Annotated in this window: 14 protein-coding genes; 6 read left to right on the top strand and 8 right to left on the bottom strand. The window is 66.4% G+C overall.

The features are described from left to right. The first annotated feature begins 29 nt into the window (after positions 1 to 29). From ACK4FJ_RS05250 to ACK4FJ_RS05235, 4 genes are all read left to right on the top strand, one after another. Positions 30 to 1,187 (top strand): ABC transporter substrate-binding protein, encoded by a 1,158-nt coding sequence (locus ACK4FJ_RS05250; RefSeq protein WP_409764776.1) that lies wholly within the window; start codon positions 30 to 32, stop codon positions 1,185 to 1,187. Positions 1,188 to 1,216: 29 nt separating this feature from the next. Next, on the top strand, positions 1,217 to 1,771 hold the full coding sequence (locus ACK4FJ_RS05245; RefSeq protein WP_409764775.1) for a DUF721 domain-containing protein: 555 nt from the start codon (positions 1,217 to 1,219) through the stop codon (positions 1,769 to 1,771). Between the two features lie 106 nt (positions 1,772 to 1,877). After that, a complete protein-coding gene (locus ACK4FJ_RS05240; protein ID WP_409764774.1) occupies positions 1,878 to 2,495 on the top strand; it encodes a DsbA family protein in 618 nt (205 codons plus the stop codon). Between the two features lie 31 nt (positions 2,496 to 2,526). Beyond that, a complete protein-coding gene (locus ACK4FJ_RS05235; protein WP_409764773.1) occupies positions 2,527 to 6,759 on the top strand; it encodes an AAA family ATPase in 4,233 nt (1,410 codons plus the stop codon). A 157-nt stretch (positions 6,760 to 6,916) separates the two neighbouring features. On the opposite strand, the gene ACK4FJ_RS05230 is transcribed toward ACK4FJ_RS05235, so the two are convergent. The 7 genes from ACK4FJ_RS05230 to ACK4FJ_RS05200 form a co-directional block, all read right to left on the bottom strand. Continuing rightward, positions 6,917 to 7,453 carry a hypothetical protein gene (locus tag ACK4FJ_RS05230; protein WP_409764772.1) on the bottom strand — a complete coding sequence of 179 codons (537 nt, stop codon included), beginning with the start codon at positions 7,451 to 7,453 and terminating at the stop codon, positions 6,917 to 6,919. Between the two features lie 32 nt (positions 7,454 to 7,485). After that, positions 7,486 to 8,421: a pentapeptide repeat-containing protein gene (locus tag ACK4FJ_RS05225; protein ID WP_409764771.1), complete on the bottom strand. Its 936-nt coding sequence runs from the start codon at positions 8,419 to 8,421 to the stop codon at positions 7,486 to 7,488. 130 nt (positions 8,422 to 8,551) lie between these two features. Next, entirely contained in the window at positions 8,552 to 9,544 is a 993-nt protein-coding gene (locus ACK4FJ_RS05220) for a 2-hydroxyacid dehydrogenase (protein ID WP_409764770.1), read from the bottom strand. Between the two features lie 179 nt (positions 9,545 to 9,723). Beyond that, the gene (locus ACK4FJ_RS05215; RefSeq protein WP_409764769.1) at positions 9,724 to 10,332 is read right to left on the bottom strand and encodes a hypothetical protein; all 609 of its coding nucleotides are present in this window, start codon (positions 10,330 to 10,332) and stop codon (positions 9,724 to 9,726) included. 124 nt (positions 10,333 to 10,456) lie between these two features. Further along, complete coding sequence (locus ACK4FJ_RS05210; protein WP_409764768.1) at positions 10,457 to 11,374, bottom strand: Hsp33 family molecular chaperone; 918 nt, start codon at positions 11,372 to 11,374, stop codon at positions 10,457 to 10,459. A 25-nt stretch (positions 11,375 to 11,399) separates the two neighbouring features. After that, on the bottom strand, positions 11,400 to 12,329 hold the full coding sequence (gene argF, locus ACK4FJ_RS05205) for an ornithine carbamoyltransferase (RefSeq protein WP_409764767.1): 930 nt from the start codon (positions 12,327 to 12,329) through the stop codon (positions 11,400 to 11,402). Continuing rightward, positions 12,326 to 13,516, bottom strand: a complete 1,191-nt coding sequence (locus tag ACK4FJ_RS05200; protein WP_409764766.1) for an aspartate aminotransferase family protein — start codon at positions 13,514 to 13,516, stop codon at positions 12,326 to 12,328. Before ACK4FJ_RS05200 ends, argF begins: the two co-directional genes overlap by 4 nt. A 281-nt stretch (positions 13,517 to 13,797) precedes the next feature. Here ACK4FJ_RS05200 and ACK4FJ_RS05195 point away from each other — a divergent pair, with 281 nt between their 5' ends. Both ACK4FJ_RS05195 and ACK4FJ_RS05190 read left to right on the top strand, forming a co-directional pair. Beyond that, complete coding sequence (locus tag ACK4FJ_RS05195; protein ID WP_409764765.1) at positions 13,798 to 14,964, top strand: iron-containing alcohol dehydrogenase; 1,167 nt, start codon at positions 13,798 to 13,800, stop codon at positions 14,962 to 14,964. A 5-nt stretch (positions 14,965 to 14,969) separates the two neighbouring features. Further along, positions 14,970 to 15,413: an acyl-CoA thioesterase gene (locus ACK4FJ_RS05190; RefSeq protein ID WP_409764764.1), complete on the top strand. Its 444-nt coding sequence runs from the start codon at positions 14,970 to 14,972 to the stop codon at positions 15,411 to 15,413. A gap of 320 nt (positions 15,414 to 15,733) precedes the next feature. On the opposite strand, the gene ACK4FJ_RS05185 is transcribed toward ACK4FJ_RS05190, so the two are convergent. After that, the gene (locus ACK4FJ_RS05185; RefSeq protein WP_409764763.1) at positions 15,734 to 16,537 is read right to left on the bottom strand and encodes an ABC transporter permease; all 804 of its coding nucleotides are present in this window, start codon (positions 16,535 to 16,537) and stop codon (positions 15,734 to 15,736) included. Between the last annotated feature and the right edge of the window lie 49 nt (positions 16,538 to 16,586).

Here is a 16,586-nt window from a genome sequence, read left to right as displayed (position 1 = left end):
GCCGCCCCAGTCATATCGGACCTCCCATCATGCGCCGATCCATTGCCCTCGCCTTCGCGGCGATGCTTGCCTGTTTTGCTTTCGATGGCCGTGCTGCCGATGCATCCGGCGAAATCCGCCTCGGCACTGTCACCGATCTCTCCGGCCCGGCCGCGCCCTATGGTCATGCGGTGGTCAATGCCCTGCGGCTGCGTTTCGATGCGGTGAATGCCGCCGGCGGCATCCGTGGCCGCAAAATCCGTCTGATCGTCGAGGACCATCAGTTCCAGGTGCCGCGCGCCGTGCAGGCCGCAACCAAACTGATCAAACGCGACCGCGTGCAGGCCTTCGTCGGCGCGCTCGGCACAGCGCAGGTGCAGGCCATGCTGCCGCAGCTGCGCGAGGCGGGTATCCCCAACCTGTTTCCCATGGCGGCCAGCCGCGATCTGGTGCAGGCCAGCGATGCGATCACCTGGATGTCCGGTTCGCTCTATTACGACCAGATCCGCGCCGGCGTGAAATGGATGATCGAACAGCGCGGCAAACGCGCCGTCTGCGCGCTGGCGCAGAACACCGACTATGGCGAGGAGGTGCAGCAGGCCCTGCGCGACCAGCTCAGCCTCCATGACCAGAGCCTGCTGGCCGTCGCCACCCATCGTCCGACCGATACGGATTTCACGGCCTCCATCGCGCGTCTGCGCGCTGCCAACTGCGACCTGGTCGTGCTGGCCACGCTTCTGCGCGATACGCTGCTGCCGATGGCGGCGGCGAAGGCGGCCGGCTGGGATGTCGATTTCCTCGGGCCGTCCACGACCCATGATTATCTGCTGGCTGCCGCGCCGGGCAATGCCACGCAGGGACTCTACAGTGTGTCGTCGATCGCGCTGCCCGACCGGGCGAGCGCCGCGCCGGATGTGCTGGCCTGGATCGAGGCCTATACGGTGCGGTTCGGCTCGGCGCCCAATGCCGGCGCGATCTATGGCGCCACCATCGCCGACCTTGCCGTGCTGACGCTTGATCGTGCCGGCGAGACCCGCGATCCGGCGCGCTTTACGCAGGCCATCCGCGGCATCAGCGGCTGGCGCGACCTGTTCGGCGGCACGTTGCAGGATTTCTCCGATGGCCGCCGCCAGGGCACGAAACAGGCCTATGTGTGGCAGCTCCAGGGTCCGCGTTATCACAAGCTGACCGACGCGCTCGGCTATTAGTCGGGCGGGTGGCGGCGTAGACTGCCGCCATGGCGAACGAGTCGAAACCAGGTAAGCCTAAGCCTACAGACAAGAAGCCGGCGCATGATCCCGCCAAACGCACCAACGCGCCCAAGGCGCTGGGCGTGGCGCTCGGCCGCCTGACCCGGCCGGTCTTCAAGCAGCGCGGCGTGGCGCTGGTCGAGATCGTCAATCGCTGGGCCGAGATCGCCGGGCCGCTGCTCTATGCCGAGACCCAGCCGGAAAAGCTGGTCTATGCCGCCGGCGCCGGCCATGCCGCCACGCTGGACATCACGGTCAGCCCCGCCTTCGCCCTGGAACTGCAGCACTTAAGCCCGCTGATCGTCGAGAAGATCAACGGCTATTTCGGCTACCGGGCCGTCGAACGGCTGCGACTCCGGCAGATGCCGGTTGCCCGTCCGGGTGCGGGTTCCGAGTCGCCGGCAGCCGCACGCCGCCCGGCCCGTGCGCTGAACCCCGGCGAGCAGGCCCGGCTGGCCGCTTTGCTGGACGGAGTCGAAGACAAGGCGCTTCGACAAGCCCTTGAAAAGCTTGGACGATCACTTTTCGGTGCGAGTCGCTGAGCCGCCTTGAGTGCGCCAGATTCTTGTGGATAACGGCAGAGTCCGGTTGCAGGCCGGACGGGCAACCATACAATGCCCCCTAGATGTAGGGGGTCGGAGCATCTCTATGAAATATATACAGCGTTTTATCCTGACCCTGGTCGTGATCCTCATGGCCGGCCTGGGGGCCGAAGCCCGTGCCCAGGCGGCACCGGCGGGGGGCGATCCGCGCCTGCAGGACATGGTGATCGGCAAGGCCGACGCGAAGGTCACCATCATCGAGTATGCCTCGCTGACCTGTCCGCATTGCGCCACCTTCCATGCCGAGGTGCTGCCGGCCCTGAAGGCCGAATATCTCGACACCGGCAAGGCGAAGCTGATCTACCGCGACTTCCCGCTCGACAACCTCGCCTTCGCCGGCGCCATCCTGGCGCGTTGCGGCGGGCCGGAGAAATACTTCACCTTTCTCAACGTGCTGTTCGCGCAGCAGCGCCAGTGGGCCACGGCCAGCGACCCGAAGGCGGCGTTGACCCAGATCGGGCGCCTGGGCGGCGTGTCGGCCGAGCAGTTCGACAGGTGCCTCGCCGACAAGGCGCTGGGCGACTACATCCTGAACTCGCGCCTGGAAGGCAATCAGAAATTCAACGTCAATTCGACGCCGACGCTGATCATCAACGGCAAGACCGAGGCCGGCGTGCCGTCGCTCGACGATCTGCGCAAGAAGCTTGACGCGCTGGCGAAGTAATCGCTTAAGCGCTTTACGAAAGGGAGTCCCCGTGCAGTTCACCAAGTTGCGCCTGTCCGGTTTCAAGTCGTTCGTCGAGCCGACGGATTTCATCATCCATCCGGGGCTCACCGGCATCGTCGGCCCGAATGGCTGCGGCAAGTCGAACCTGGTGGAAGCCCTGCGCTGGGTGATGGGCGAAAACTCGGCCAAGCGCATGCGTGGCTCGGGCATGGACGACATGATCTTTGCGGGCACGGCCACGCGGCCGGCCCGCAATATCTGCGAGGTGACGCTCACCCTCGATAACGCCACGCGCACCGCGCCGTCGGCTTTCAACGAACAGGAAGTGCTGGAGATCACCCGCCGCATCGAGCGCGAGAAGGGTTCCGACTACAGCATCAACGGCAACGACGTGCGCATGCGCGACGTGCAGCTGCTGTTCGCCGACCTCGCCTCGGGCGCCAATTCCCCGGCCATGGTCAGCCAGGGCCGCGTCGGCGCCATCATCAACGCCAAGCCGACTGACCGCCGCATGCTGCTGGAAGAGGCGGCCGGCATTTCCGGCCTGCATTCGCGCCGCCACGAGGCCGAGTTGCGCCTGAAGGCGGCGGAACAGAATCTGGAACGTGTGGTCGACGTGATCGGCCAGCTCGACAACCAGCTGCAGAGCCTGAAACGCCAGGCCCGCCAGGCCAGCCGCTATCGCAACATCGCCGGCCAGATCCGCAAGACCGAAGCGATCCTGTTCCACCTCAAGCACCAGGCGCTGAAGCATGCCCTGGCCGATGCCGAGTTGGCCATGCAGGCGGCCGAGCGCGAGGTGGCCGACCGCACCCTGCAGGTGTCGGAAGCGCACGAGGCCGAGCGCATCGCCGCCGAGGCCCTGCCGCCCTTGCGCCAGCACGAGGCCGAGGCCGGCGCCAAGCTGCATCGCCTGACGGTTGCGCGCGAAGGCTTGGATGCCGAGGCCGCTCGGGCCCAGGACGCCGCCGAGCAGGTGCGCGCCCGCCTGGCGCAGATCGCATCCGATGCCGAGCGCGAAGGCGCGCTGTCGCAGGATGCCGAGGAAACCATCGCGCGGCTGACCGGCGAAACCGAAGAGCTGGAAGCCCAGCGCGCCGGCGAGGGCGAGGCCCAGGCCGGTGCCGAAAGCGCCGTGGCCGAGGCCCAGGGCCGCGTCGACGAGCGCCAGGGCGAGCTTGACCGGCTCACCGACCGCGCCGCGGAAGAGCAGGCTCAGCGCGCCCGCCTGCGCCAGGCCATCGAGGATGCCGGCCGCCGGCTGGCCCGCCTGCGCAGCCGCATCGATGAGATCGCTGCCGAGGAAGCGCGGCTGAACGAACAGACCGAAGCGCTGGCCGAGGCCGAAAGCGCCAATGCCGAGGTGGAGGCCAAGCAGGCCGCGGTGGAAGCCGCCCGCGCCGCGCTGGAAGCCGTCGAGACCGAACATGCCGGCAAGCTGGATGCCGCGCGCCAGGCCTATGAGGCCGTGGAAGCCGAACAGGCCCGCCTGATCGAGGCCGCCCGCGCCGCCCTGGAAGCCGTCGAGGCCGAACACGCCCAGAAGATCGAAGCCGCCCGCGCCGCCCTGGCCCAGGCCGGCAGCGAGCATGAGCAGAAGATCGAAGCCGCCCGCGCCGCGCTGAACGCCGTGGAAGGCGAACACGCGCTTAAAATCGAGGCCGCCCGCGCCGGGCTGAATGCCGTCGAGGCCGAACAGGCGCTCAAGATCGAGGCTGCCCGTGCGGGGCTCAACGCGGTCGAGGCCGAGCATGCCGAGAAGATCGCCGCCGCCCGGCGTGGCGTCGAACAGGCCGAGGCCGAACGTCAGGCCGTGGCGCAGGCCGAGCAGGCCGCGCGCGATGCCTGGCAGGGCGTGCAGGGCGAGCTCACCCGCCTGAAGGCCGAAGAGGCCGGCCTGACCAAGCTGCTCAAGCTGGACGAAAGCAATCTCTTCCCGCCGCTGATCGACCAGGTGACGGTCGAACCCGGTTTCGAAAAGGCTCTGGGCGCTGCGCTGGCCGACGAACTGAATGCCGCCACCGATCCCAATGCGCCGATGCACTGGGACGCGCTGCCGCCCATGAGCGACGCGCCGGCCCTGCCCTTCGGTGCCGAGCCGCTGTCGAAATACGTCACCGGCGCTGCCGCGCTGCAGCGCCGCCTCAGCCAGATCGGCGTGGTGGCCGACGATGCCGATGGCGCCCGCCTGCGTGCCGACCTGAAGCTGGGCCAGCGCCTGGTGACCAAGTCGGGCGCGCTGTGGCGCTGGGACGGCTTCACGGTGAAGGCCGGCGCGCCGACTTCGGCTTCGGTGAAGCTGGAACAGCGCAACCGCCTGGCCGACCTGCGCGAGGAACTGCGTGGCCTGGAAGGCAAGCTTGGCGATGCCCAGCGCGCCTATGAAGCCGCGCGTCAGGCCACCGAGGCCGCCGCCGCCGCCGAACGCGCCGCCCGCCAGGCCGTGCAGGTGGCGGAAGAAGCCCGCAATGCCGTGCGCCAGCAGGCCGCCGGCGTGGTGCAATCGGCCGAGCAGGCGCGCAACGAGGCCCGTCAGCAGGCTGCCGCCGTGGTGCAGTCGGCCGAGCAGGCCCGCAACGAGGCCCGCGAGCAGGCGGCCTCCGTGGTGCAGGTGGCCGAACGCGCTGCCGCCGAAGCGCGCGACCGCGCCGCCCAGGCCGTGGCTGCGGCCGAACGCGAGCGCCAGGGTGCGCGCGACCATGCCAACCAGGGCATCGCCGCCGCCGAACGCGACCGCCAGTCCGCGCGCGAGCAGGCCGCCCAGGCGATCACCATGGCCGAGCGCGAGCGCCAGGGTGCGCGCGACCGCGCCAACCAGGATATCGCCCGCGCCGACCGCGACCTCGACGCCGCCCGCGAATTGCAGGCCGAAGTCGTGCGCAAGGAGGCCGAGCGCCAGTCGCGCCTGGCCGCGCTGGGCGAACAGAAGCAGCAGACCGAAGCCGAGATCGCCGAGACTGAAGCCGCCCGCACCAACGAGGAAACCGCGCTGGCCGCCATGCCGCCGGAAGACGAGGTGCGCCAGCTGATCGCCATGGTGCGCGACGAGGTGAACGCCCTGCGCCAGGCGCTGGCCGAACGCCGCGCCGCGCTGGAACAGCTGCGCCGCGATTCAGAAGCCCGCGCCCGCCGGCTGGAAGCCATCGTCATCGAGCGCCGCGCCGCCCAGGCACGCAACGAAAGCGCCGCGCACCAGCTCGAACAGCTCGGCGCCCGCCAGGCCGAGGCCACGGCGGAACTGGAAAAGCTGGAACAGATCCCGCGCGAGCTGGAAAGCCGCCGCAACGCCCTGCTGGAACAGATTTCGCTGGCCGAGACCGAGCGCAACCATGCCGCCGACCATCTGGCCAATGCCGAGGCCGCGCAGCAGCTCGCCGCGAAAACCGCGCGCGAGATCGAGCAACTGCTCGGCGCCGGCCGCGAGGCCCGCGTGAAGGCGGAAGCCGATCTGGAACACCAGCGCGTCAGCCTGGATGAACTGGCGATCCGCGTGCGCGAGGTGCTCGACTGCACGCTGGACCAGGTGCTGAAGGCCGGCGAGGTGGAAGACGACGAGGAATTCCCCGAGCTGCCGCAGGTGGAAAACCGCCTCGAGCGCCTGCGCAAGGAACGCGACAACATGGGCCCGGTGAACCTGCGCGCCGAGCTGGAAGCCAACGAGGTGGAAGAGAAGCTCACCGCGCTCTCCACCGAGCAGACCGATCTGGTCGCCGCCATCGACAAGCTGCGCCAGGGCATCACGTCCTTGAACAAGGAAGGCCGCGAGCGCCTGCTCGAAGCCTTCGAGAAGGTGAACGGCCATTTCCAGAAGCTGTTCGTCGAGGTGTTCGGCGGCGGCAAGGCGCATCTTCAGTTGGTCGAGAGTGATGACCCCCTGCAGGCTGGCCTGGAAATCTATGCCTCGCCGCCGGGCAAGCGCCTGCAGATCATGTCGCTGCTCTCGGGCGGCGAGCAGGCGCTCACGGCTTTGTCGCTGCTCTTCGCGGTGTTCCTTACTAACCCGGCGCCGATCTGCGTGCTGGACGAAGTGGACGCCCCGCTGGACGACGCCAACGTCGAGCGCCTGTGCAACCTGATGGAAGCGATGGCACGCCAGACCGAGAATATCGGCGAGGGCACGCGCTTCGTGGTGGTGACCCACCATCCGATCACCATGGCGCGCATGGACCGCCTGTTCGGCGTCACCATGGCCGAACGCGGCGTCTCAACGCTGGTGTCGGTCGACCTCGCCGGCGCCGAAGCGATGCGCGCCACGGCGTAAGCACACATATCGTCATCCCCGCGAAAGCGGGGATCCCATTTTTCAATTTTAAATGGGACGCCGGCTCTGCGCTGCCGCTTCGGCCGGGGTGACGCATCGCAAACGTTGAGGCAACCCACAAATCGTTATGGCCGGGCATGTCCCGGCCATCCACGGTTTACGGCCAATGGGCGTACTGCAGAGCCCATCCGTCGATCAGTTCACGGCGGAAGATCTGAACCTCTGTTGGATGCAAGGGTAGATTGTCGAGAGAATTTACGACGATATCGTGCTTACTCGTCGGATCGTTGAACGTATACCTCTTGTAGTCAGCTTCCACCATCCACCCTTTTGCCCAGAATTCGATGGTGACCTGGCAGTCGATGTCGAATTCGTTTCGGATGCTTTGAACGCCCTTAGCATCGATACGTTCCAGAAGTCGGTAATATTCGTCTCGGGTCTGGTCGGTAACAACCGGGCGCGACCATGCGGGATTCATCATGACGGTCTGGCTTTCCGGCAAGGCGCAGATTTTCTCGCGTAATGCCTCGAACACGGCCCTGTTGTCATGAAAATTCTCGATCATCGCCTGGTCACTGGGCGTGGTGTCGATTTGTATCCAGATGACAAGGGCAATGATCCCGAGAACAGCTAAGGCGAAGCTAGCGGCAACGATAGTCAGAAATGCATTGAACACCCAGAACAGGGTATTCAATGCATGGTCGAATAATTTCGATGTTATAGAATTCACAAACTGCCCACCGGCATGAAGCCGAAGCAGCCGTCCAGCATGGCGCCGCGGAAATCGGCCTTGTCGATGGTGGCGCGGCTTAAATTCGCGCCGCGCAGATCCGTGCAGATCAGCTTCGCGCCGCTCAGGTCGGCGCAGGCCAGGTTGGTCTCGGCCAGGTCGGCGCCGCTCAAATCCGCATGGGCGAGATTGGCGCCCGAGAGGTTGAGGCCGCGCAGCCGGGCGCGTTTGCCGCGCGCGCCGTCGCTGGCGATCCAGGCGGCGTGATCGGCCACCAGGCCGTCCAGCAGTTCGGCGGTGACCGGTCGCGCCACCGCGCCGCCGGCCGCCTCGATGGCATCGGCCATGCCGGCGCCCAGGTCGCTGAGCGCAAAATTGGCGCCGCGCAGGTCGGCGCCGCGGAAGCTCACATTCTCCAGCCGGGCGAAGGCGAAGCTGGTGTCCTGCAGGTTGGCCTTCTCGAAACTGGCATCGGTGAGCATGGCGCCGTTGAAGCTGGCACCGGTGATGCGGGCCTGGTGCAGGCGGGTGATCTGGCCCAGATCGGTATGGCCGTCGTGATAGGGGCCGAGTTTCGCGTTGTCGAATTTGGTACCGCTCAGCACCGCGCGGCTCAAATCCGCGCCGCGCAGGTCGGCCTTGGCGAAATCGGCCTCGGTGAGGTCGGCGGCCGTGAGGTCGCAGCCATGCAGCTCGGCTTCGAGGAAGCTGCTCTCGCGCAGGTCGGAGCATGAGAGGCGGCAGAAGGCCAGATGGGCCTGGCGCAGGTTGCGCTTGGCCAGTTTGACGGCATCGAAATCGACCCGCTCAAGCTGCAGCCGGCGGCCGATCCGCACCGACCCGCTCAGCGACTGCACATAGCGCCCATGGGATTCCAGCCGCTCGCCGAGATCGGCGGGGCAGGGGCTGTAGGGCGGCGGCGCGATGTTCATGCGGGTCCGGGGTTGCGGCCCGAGTATGGCGCAGATGCCCGCCCCAAGAGAATAGGGCAGATGCCAAATTTCTCAGAAAGGACAGGCCGTCGCAGCGTCGGTCTGCCGCAGGCCGGCGCGGCGCTTGGGCTTAGAGCAGGCCCGCGATCACCCGGTCGGGCGGGGCATGGCCGTCGGCGAAGGTCTTGATGTTGATGATGACCTTCTCGCCCATGTCGATGCGGCCTTCCAGCGTGGCCGAACCCATATGCGGGATCAGCACCACGTTGTTCAGTTCCAGCAGCTTGGGGTTCACCGCCGGTTCGTGCTCGAACACGTCCAGGCCGGCGCCGGCGATCTCGCCCTTGCGCAGCTTGCGCACCAGGGCGTTCTCGTCGATCACCTCGCCGCGCGCGGTGTTGACGACATAGGCATGCGGCGGCAGCAGGTCGAGCCGGCGCGCCGACAGCAGGTGGAAGGTGGCCGGCGTATGCGGGCAGTTCACCGAGATGATGTCCATGCGCGCGAGCATCTGGTCGAGGCTTTCCCAGTAGGTCGCCTCCAGCTCCTGCTCGACGCTCTCATGCACCCGCTTGCGGTTGTGGTAGTGGATGGAAAGGCCGAAGGCCTTGGCGCGGCGCGCCACGGCCTGGCCGATGCGGCCCATGCCGATGATGCCCAGCCGCTTGCCCCAGATGCGCTGGCCCAGCATCCAGGTGGGCGACCAGCCTTCGAACTTGCCCTCGCGCAGGGCCTGCGCACCTTCCACCAGGCGGCGCGGCACGGCCAGGATCAGGGCCATGGTCATGTCGGCAGTGTCTTCGGTCAGCACGCCGGGGGTGTTGGTGACGGTGATGCCGCGCTGGCGCGCCGCGGCCAGGTCGATATGGTCGACGCCGGTGCCGAAATTGGCGATCAGGCGGAAATTCGGGCCGGCATGGGCCAGGATGGCGCCGTCGATGCGGTCGGTGATGGTCGGCACCAGCACGTCGGCGGTTTTCACCGCCTCGATCAGCTCGGCCTGGCTGAGCGGCTTGTCGGCCAGATTCAGCCGGGTGTCGAACAGCTCCATCATCCGGGTTTCGATCGGGTCCGGCAGCTTCCGGGTCACGATCACCAGGGGGCGCTTTTTCGGCGTTGGCATGACAGGCGTTTCCAGCTCCGCGGGAGGGGAGGTTTCTCGCCCTCTCTAGCAGATCGACCCGACCGAGACAAACCTCGGCCGGGTCGAAATCGGCTGCCGCAAGGGTAGCCTTTGGTCCGGGGGTGGAAGGCTCCGTTCGTATGCGAACGGAGCCCGGATCAAGGGCTTAGCGGCGGGGTTTACCGCACATACAGCGGCATGTACTGGCGGATGTTGCGCTCCAGCTCGCGGTTCACGTCCATCATGGTCTCGCGCACCAGGCCGTGGATGATCAGGTCGCGGTCGTTCATGGTGGCCTTCTCGCTCATCGAGGTGGAGCGGCGCGCGCTGGCCGAGGCCTCGCCGACGCGGAAGCCGCGGGCATCGCGGATCTCGATGGCCATTTCCACCTCGGTATCGAAGCGGGCGACCTGGTCCTCGGTGAAGCTGCCGCGCAGGCCCGGGGTCTTCTTCAGGTCCACCTCGGTGACGCTGGCCTTCTTGATCACCACGGTCACGCGGTTCTGCTGGCTGTTGTCCAGCGCGACGCGGTCGCGGGTCCAGCGCGCGGCCACGGCGGCCGGTGGCTGCGGGATGCTCAGCTCGATATGCGGCGGCTGCGCCGAGGGCTGGTATTCCTGGATGGTTTCCACCGAGCTGGCGGCAAATGTCAGCTTCGGCTGATTCTCGAAGGTGATTTCCGGCAGCATCAGCTTTTGCGGCGGCGTGCCGCAGGCGGCAACGCTGAGGGCCAGGGCAGCAACAGCGATCAGGCGGGCGGAATATGTACGGACAGTATCGAGGCGCATGAAATCTCTCCCGGGTCTGGGGGCTAGCGAGCGCTTCAGATAGTCCGGCAAATGGGGCGAATTCAAGGCCCGGCAATGGCGGGATTCGGCCAAAACAGTAAATGGCCGTAACCCTGGATTGCAGTCAGGCCTTCACCGTGTCGGCGGGAAAGCCATAGGCCGCACTGCAGAACTGGCAGGTCACGGTGATCGTGCCATCGGCATCGGCCATGTCGGCCAGTTCTTCCGCGCTGAAGGTGGAGAGGATGCCGCGCACCTTGTCGGACGAGCAGGTGCAGGTATCGACGATGGCGGCCGGTTCGAACACCCGCACGCCGTCTTCATGGAACAGGCGGAACAGCAGGTCGTTCTGGGTCAGGCCCGGATCGCAGAGTTCGTCGGTCCGCGCGGTGGACAGCAGCGCGGTCGCCTTTTCCCAGGCAAGCTCGCGGTCTTCCGGCGACAGGCCGCCCTGCTGCTCCGGCAACTGCTGCAGCAGGATGCCGCCGCCGCGCCAGTAGCGGCGGCCGTCGGTGGCCCGGCGATGCGCCGCGCCCAGCACCACGCGGGCATTCAACTGTTCCGACTGGGCGAAATAGGCATGCGCCGCCTCGGCCAGGGTACTGCCCGACAGGTCGACGATGCCCTGGTAACGTTCCATCTCCTCGCCCTGCGGGTCGATGGTGAAGGCGAGATAGCCCTTGCCCAGCAGCAGCGGCACCAGGGCGCGCTCGGAACCCGGGCCGAGTTCCAGACCGTCCAGCCGCTCGGCGTCGAAACTGGCATAGCCGCGCAGATGGCCCGGCGTGCGGCAATCGGCCACCAGCGTCGAGACGGGGCCGTCGCCCTTGGCCTGCAGCGAGAAGATGCCGTCGAATTTCAGGGCGGTCGCCATGGTGGCGACCAGGATCATCGCCTCGGCCAGCAGTTGCGCCACCGGCTCGGGATAGGCGTGACGGGTCAGGATGCGGTCGAGCGCCGGACCCAGCCGCACCAGGCGGCCGCGCACATCGCACTGCTCGATCTGGAACGGCAGCGACAAATCGTCATGAAGCGGGGGCATACGCACGCAACCAATATAAAGCGCTTCAGGCGCCGAAACACCAGGCCAGGATCGCCTTCTGGGCATGCAGGCGGTTTTCCGCCTCGTCGAACACCACCGATTGCGGGCCGTCGATCACATCCGACGTCACTTCCTCGCCGCGATGGGCCGGCAGGCAATGCATGAAGATGGCATCCTTCGCCGCCTTCTGCATCAGCGCCGCGTTCACCTGATAGGGCGCCAGAATCCTGTGGCGCCGTTCGGCATCCTTCATGCCCATCGACACCCAGGTGTCGGTGATCAGGCAATCGGCATCGGCCGCGGCCTGGGCCGGGTCGCTGGTCACATTCACCTGGCCCTGGCGCTCGGCGGCCCATTTCAGGACACGGGCGCTGGGCTGCAATTCGGCCGGGCAGGCCAGGTCGAGGCGGAAGCCGAACAGCACGGCGGCATGGATCAGCGAGCTGGCCATGTTGTTGCCGTCGCCCACCCAGGCCAGCTTCCTGCCGCGGATCGGGCCGCGCTTTTCCTCAAACGTCATCACGTCGGCCATCACCTGGCAGGGATGGCTGTCGTCGGTCAGGCCGTTGATCACCGGCACGCTGGCATTGGCGGCCAGGTCGGCCAGGTTCTGCGCCTTGCCGGTGCGCATCATGATGGCATCCACATTGGCTGACAGGATCTTGGCCGTGTCGGCAATGCTTTCGCCGCGGTTGATCTGCAGCTCGTCGGCGCGCACCACGATGGTTTCGCCGCCCAGCTGGCGCATGGCGCTGTCGAAACTCAGCCGCGTGCGGGTCGAGGGCTTCTCGAAGATCATCGCCAGAATGCGGTCGGCGGCCGGGCGGTCGGGTTCGATCCAGCCTTTCGGCCGGCCCGCGCGGCCGGCCTTCATCCTGGCCGCGTGGCTCAAAATGCCGCGCAGGGTCTCGGCCGGAATCCGGTCGAGATCCAGAAAATGCCGCACGCCGTTCATGCGGCTTCCCGGGCTTTCGCCTGCAGCTTCTGGCACGCCGCCTCGATGCGCTGGATGCCTTCCGCCAGATCCTTTTCCGGGATGGTGAGCGGCGGCAGCAGGCGCACGGTGTTGTCGCTGGCGGTCACGCCCAGCACATGCTCGTCGCGCAAAGCGGCCTGGAAGTCGGAATTCACGCCCTTGGTCTTCACCGCAAGCAGGAAGCCCTGGCCGCGCACTTCCTCGATCACCTCGGGGTAGCGGTCGGCCAGCATGGCGAGCTGCTGGCGGAAATACGAGCTGCGCTTCTGCACGCCGTCGAAGAAGCCGGGTTCCAGCATCACGTCCAGCACGGCATTGCCCGCCGTCATGGCCATGATGTTGCCGCCGAATGTCGTGCCATGGGTGCCGGGCTTGATGCCCGAACAGGCCTCGTCGGTGGTCAGGATCGCGCCGACCGGGAAGCCGCCGCCCAGGCCCTTGGCCAGCGTCATGATATCCGGCGCGATGCCGGCCCATTCATAGGCGAACAGCTTGCCGGTGCGGCCCATGCCGGTCTGCACCTCGTCCAGGATCAGCAGCAGCTTGTGCTCGTCGCACAGCTGGCGGATCGCCCGCAGCGTTTCGGTCGGCACCGCGCGGATGCCGCCTTCGCCCTGGATCGGCTCGACCATGATCGCCGCCGTCTCCGGCGTGATCGCGGCCTTCAGCGCCTTCAGGTCGTTCAGCGGCACATGGTCGAAACCCTCGACCACCGGGCCGAAGCCTTCCAGGTATTTCTTGTTGTTGGTCGCCGCCAGCATGGCCAGCGTGCGGCCGTGGAAGGCGCCGTCGAAGGTGATGACGCGATATTTCTCCGGCTGGCCCTTCGCCGAGAAGTATTTGCGCGCGATCTTCACCGCGCCCTCGTTAGCCTCGGCGCCCGAGTTGCAGAAAAACGCCTTGTCGGCGAAGGAATGCTCGACCAGCCGCTGGGCCAGTTTCTCCTGCTCCGGGATCTGGAACAGGTTGGAGACATGCCACAGCTTGGCGGCCTGCTCCTGGATGGCCTTCACCAGATGCGGGTGGCTGTGGCCCAGCGCGGTGACGGCGATGCCGGAGCCGAAGTCGAGATAACGTCGACCGTCGGCGGTGTAGAGGTAAGGACCCTCGCCCCGCTCGAACGCGAGGTTGGCCCTCGCGTAGGTCGACATCAATGCTTCGCTCACGACACGCTCCTGTGGTTGCGGCCCCGCCAATATGACAAACACATACTGGTGACTGGGCCCTGAAACGATGACGCCAGCCCCGGCTTTTTGACGCAGCCGGGCTGGCGGGAAGGGCAGGACTCTAAGGGCCGGCAAAGGCTTAGTCAATTCAGCGAATGTAGCGGGACAATGCGGGTTTGCCGGCGCTTTTTCGTCCATTGCCCTGTCGCGGGGGAAGGCTGGCCGATCCACGCAAACGGGTGCTAGTGTCTGGAAAACATGGCGAATTGCGGGAGGTCGGGATGAGCAGCCTGAGTTTTGAGACCACGCGGCGGGTCTATTGCGAGCCGGGGGCCTCGGCGAAGCTGGGCAGCCTGGCGGGCGAACTGGGCATCACCCGGGCCATGCTGGTCACCGATCCGGGCGTGATGAAGCTGGGCCTGCCCCAGGCCGGGCTGGACAGCCTGAAGGCCGCCGGCATCGCGGTGTCGATCTACGACAAAACCGAAGCCGACCCGCCGGAAAAACTGGTGCACGAAGCCGTGGCGGCGGCGAAGGAATTCAGGGCCGACGGCGTGATCGGCTTCGGCGGCGGCTCGTCGATGGATATCGCCAAGCTGGTCGCCTTCCTGCCGCGCGCCAGCCAGCAATTGTCCGAGGTCTATGGCGTCGGCAATGCCAGGGGCAACCGCATGCCGCTGATCCAGGTGCCCACCACCGCCGGCACCGGCTCGGAAGTCACCGGCATCGCCATCATCACCACGGGCGAATCTGAAAAGAAGGGCGTGGTCTCGCCGCTGCTGCTGCCCGATATCGCGCTGCTCGATGCCGACCTCACGCTCGGCCTGCCGCGGCACGTGACGGCGGCCACCGGCGTGGATGCCATGGTGCATGCCATCGAGGCCTATACGACAAAGCACAAGAAAAACCCGATGTCGGATGCGCTGGCGCGCGAGGCCCTGCGCCTGCTCTCGGGCAATATCCGCCATGTCTGCTCCGAGGCCGGCGCGAAGGACCGCAAGGCGCGCTCCGACATGCTGCTGGGCGCCATGCTGGCCGGCATGGCCTTTGCCAACGCGCCGGTGGCGGCGGTGCATGCCCTGGCCTATCCCGTGGGCGGGCATTTCCATGTGCCGCACGGGCTCTCCAACGCCCTGATGCTGCCCCATGTGCTGCGTTTCAACCTCGCGGTTGATGCGGCTGCCGCGCAATATGCCGAACTGGCGCCGATCCTGCTGCCCGGGAAAAGTTTCTCAACCGCAGCGGCCGGTGCTGGCGCCCTGCTCGCCGAGCTGGAATCGATCATCGACGACGTGAAGCTGGAAAAGCAGCTCCGCCAGGTCGGCATCAGCCACAACCACCTGCCGATGCTGGCCAAGGACGCGATGAACCAGCAGCGCCTGCTGGTCAACAACCCGCGCGAGGTCGGCTACGACGACGCGCTGAAAATCTACGAGCAGGCGCTGTAAGCGGCATGAGCGAGGTTCTCGACCCCCGGCAGGAAGTGCGGGCGAATTACCGCCACAGCCTGCTGATCCCCACCCGACTGTCCGACATCGACGTCTACCAGCATGTCAACAACGTGCAGTACTACGCCTATTTCGACACGCTGGTGAACGACTACATGATCCGCTTCGGCGGGCTCGACATGGTCAACGACACGATCATCGGCCTGCTGGTAGAAAGCGGCTGCCGTTTCCACAAGTCGCTCAACTATCCCGAGACCATCGAGGGCTGCCTGCGCACGGTGAAGCTCGGCAATTCCTCGGCCCGCCACGAGATCGCGCTGTTCCGCGCCGGCGACCCGCATCCCGCCGCCACCGGCCATTTCGTGCATGTCTTCGTCGAACGCGGCGTGCAGAAGCCGGTGCCGATCCCGGCCAAGATCAGGGCCGCGCTGGAGAAGCTGCTGGTATAATCACGACAGTCGTCATGGCCGGGCTTGGCCCGGCCATCCACGTTTTATCTCTATTAATTAATCTTCCCTTGAAATGTTCGTTATTTGTTCTATATGATGTCGATGGTGGATTCCGCCATCGCTGTTGGGCATCGTGGAGAAGACAGGAAGCCCGCCCGGCCGCGCCCCGTTTTGGCCGGAATTGGCGATCGTTGGCAGTAATTGTCGATAATTGGCAATAACTGTCGATTATTGGCGATGTCTGGTCCGGTTTTGCCGGGCCGCTGGCGGCGTTCCGGCGCCCTCTGGCCTCTATTGCCCCAAGTCCGGTCCTTGGCGGATCAGGGCCTTAGGCGATAGCCGCGCTTCAGCAGCAGGTGGCAGAGCACCCACAGGCCCAGCGCCACGCCGCCCAGCGCCACGGCGCCCACCACCACGTCGCCGTCGGTATGGCCGGTCATGCCATAGCGGAAGCCGTCGATCATGAAAAAGAATGGGTTGGCATGGGCGGCGGCATACCAGAAGGGCGGCAGCTGCTGCACCGAATAGAAGGTGCCCGACAGGAAAGCCAGCGGCGTCACCACGAAGTTGGTCACGGCGGCCATGTGGTCGAATTTCTGGCTCCACAGGCCGGCGACGATGCCGATCAGGCTGAGGATCAGCGAACCGGCGAAGACGAAATAAAACGCCGCCAGCCAGTCATGCACGCGGATCTCGGCAAAGGGCAGCATGGAAAGCCCGACCGCCAGCGCCACCATCAACCCGCGCGTCACGCCGGCCATGGCATAGGCCACCAGCAATTCGCCGGCGCTGATCGGCGGCATCAGCACGTCGACGATGTTGCCCTGCACCTTCGAGATCATGATCGAGGAGGAGGTGTTGGCGAAGGCGTTCTGCGTGGTGGCCATCATGATCAGGCCCGGCGCCAGGAATTCGATGAAGGGCATGCCGACCACCTGTCGCACCGCGCCGCCCAAAGCCAGGGCGAAGACGGCGAAGAACAGCAGGGTGGTGACCACCGGCGCCAGCACGGTCTGGGTGATCACCTTGATGAAGCGCTGCACTTCCTTGAGATACAGCGTCCACAGGCCGATCCAGTTGACCAGACCATAGTCGCGGGGTTGGCGGGTGACGGAAGGCTGCATGGATCAAACCGGGCGGGAAGCTGCGAGGCGGATTATTGTCTGGCCGCCT

The organism is Ferrovibrio sp. (assembly GCF_046297595.1).
Lineage (GTDB): Bacteria > Pseudomonadota > Alphaproteobacteria > Ferrovibrionales > Ferrovibrionaceae > Ferrovibrio.
This window is presented reverse-complemented; position numbering and strand designations above follow the sequence as displayed.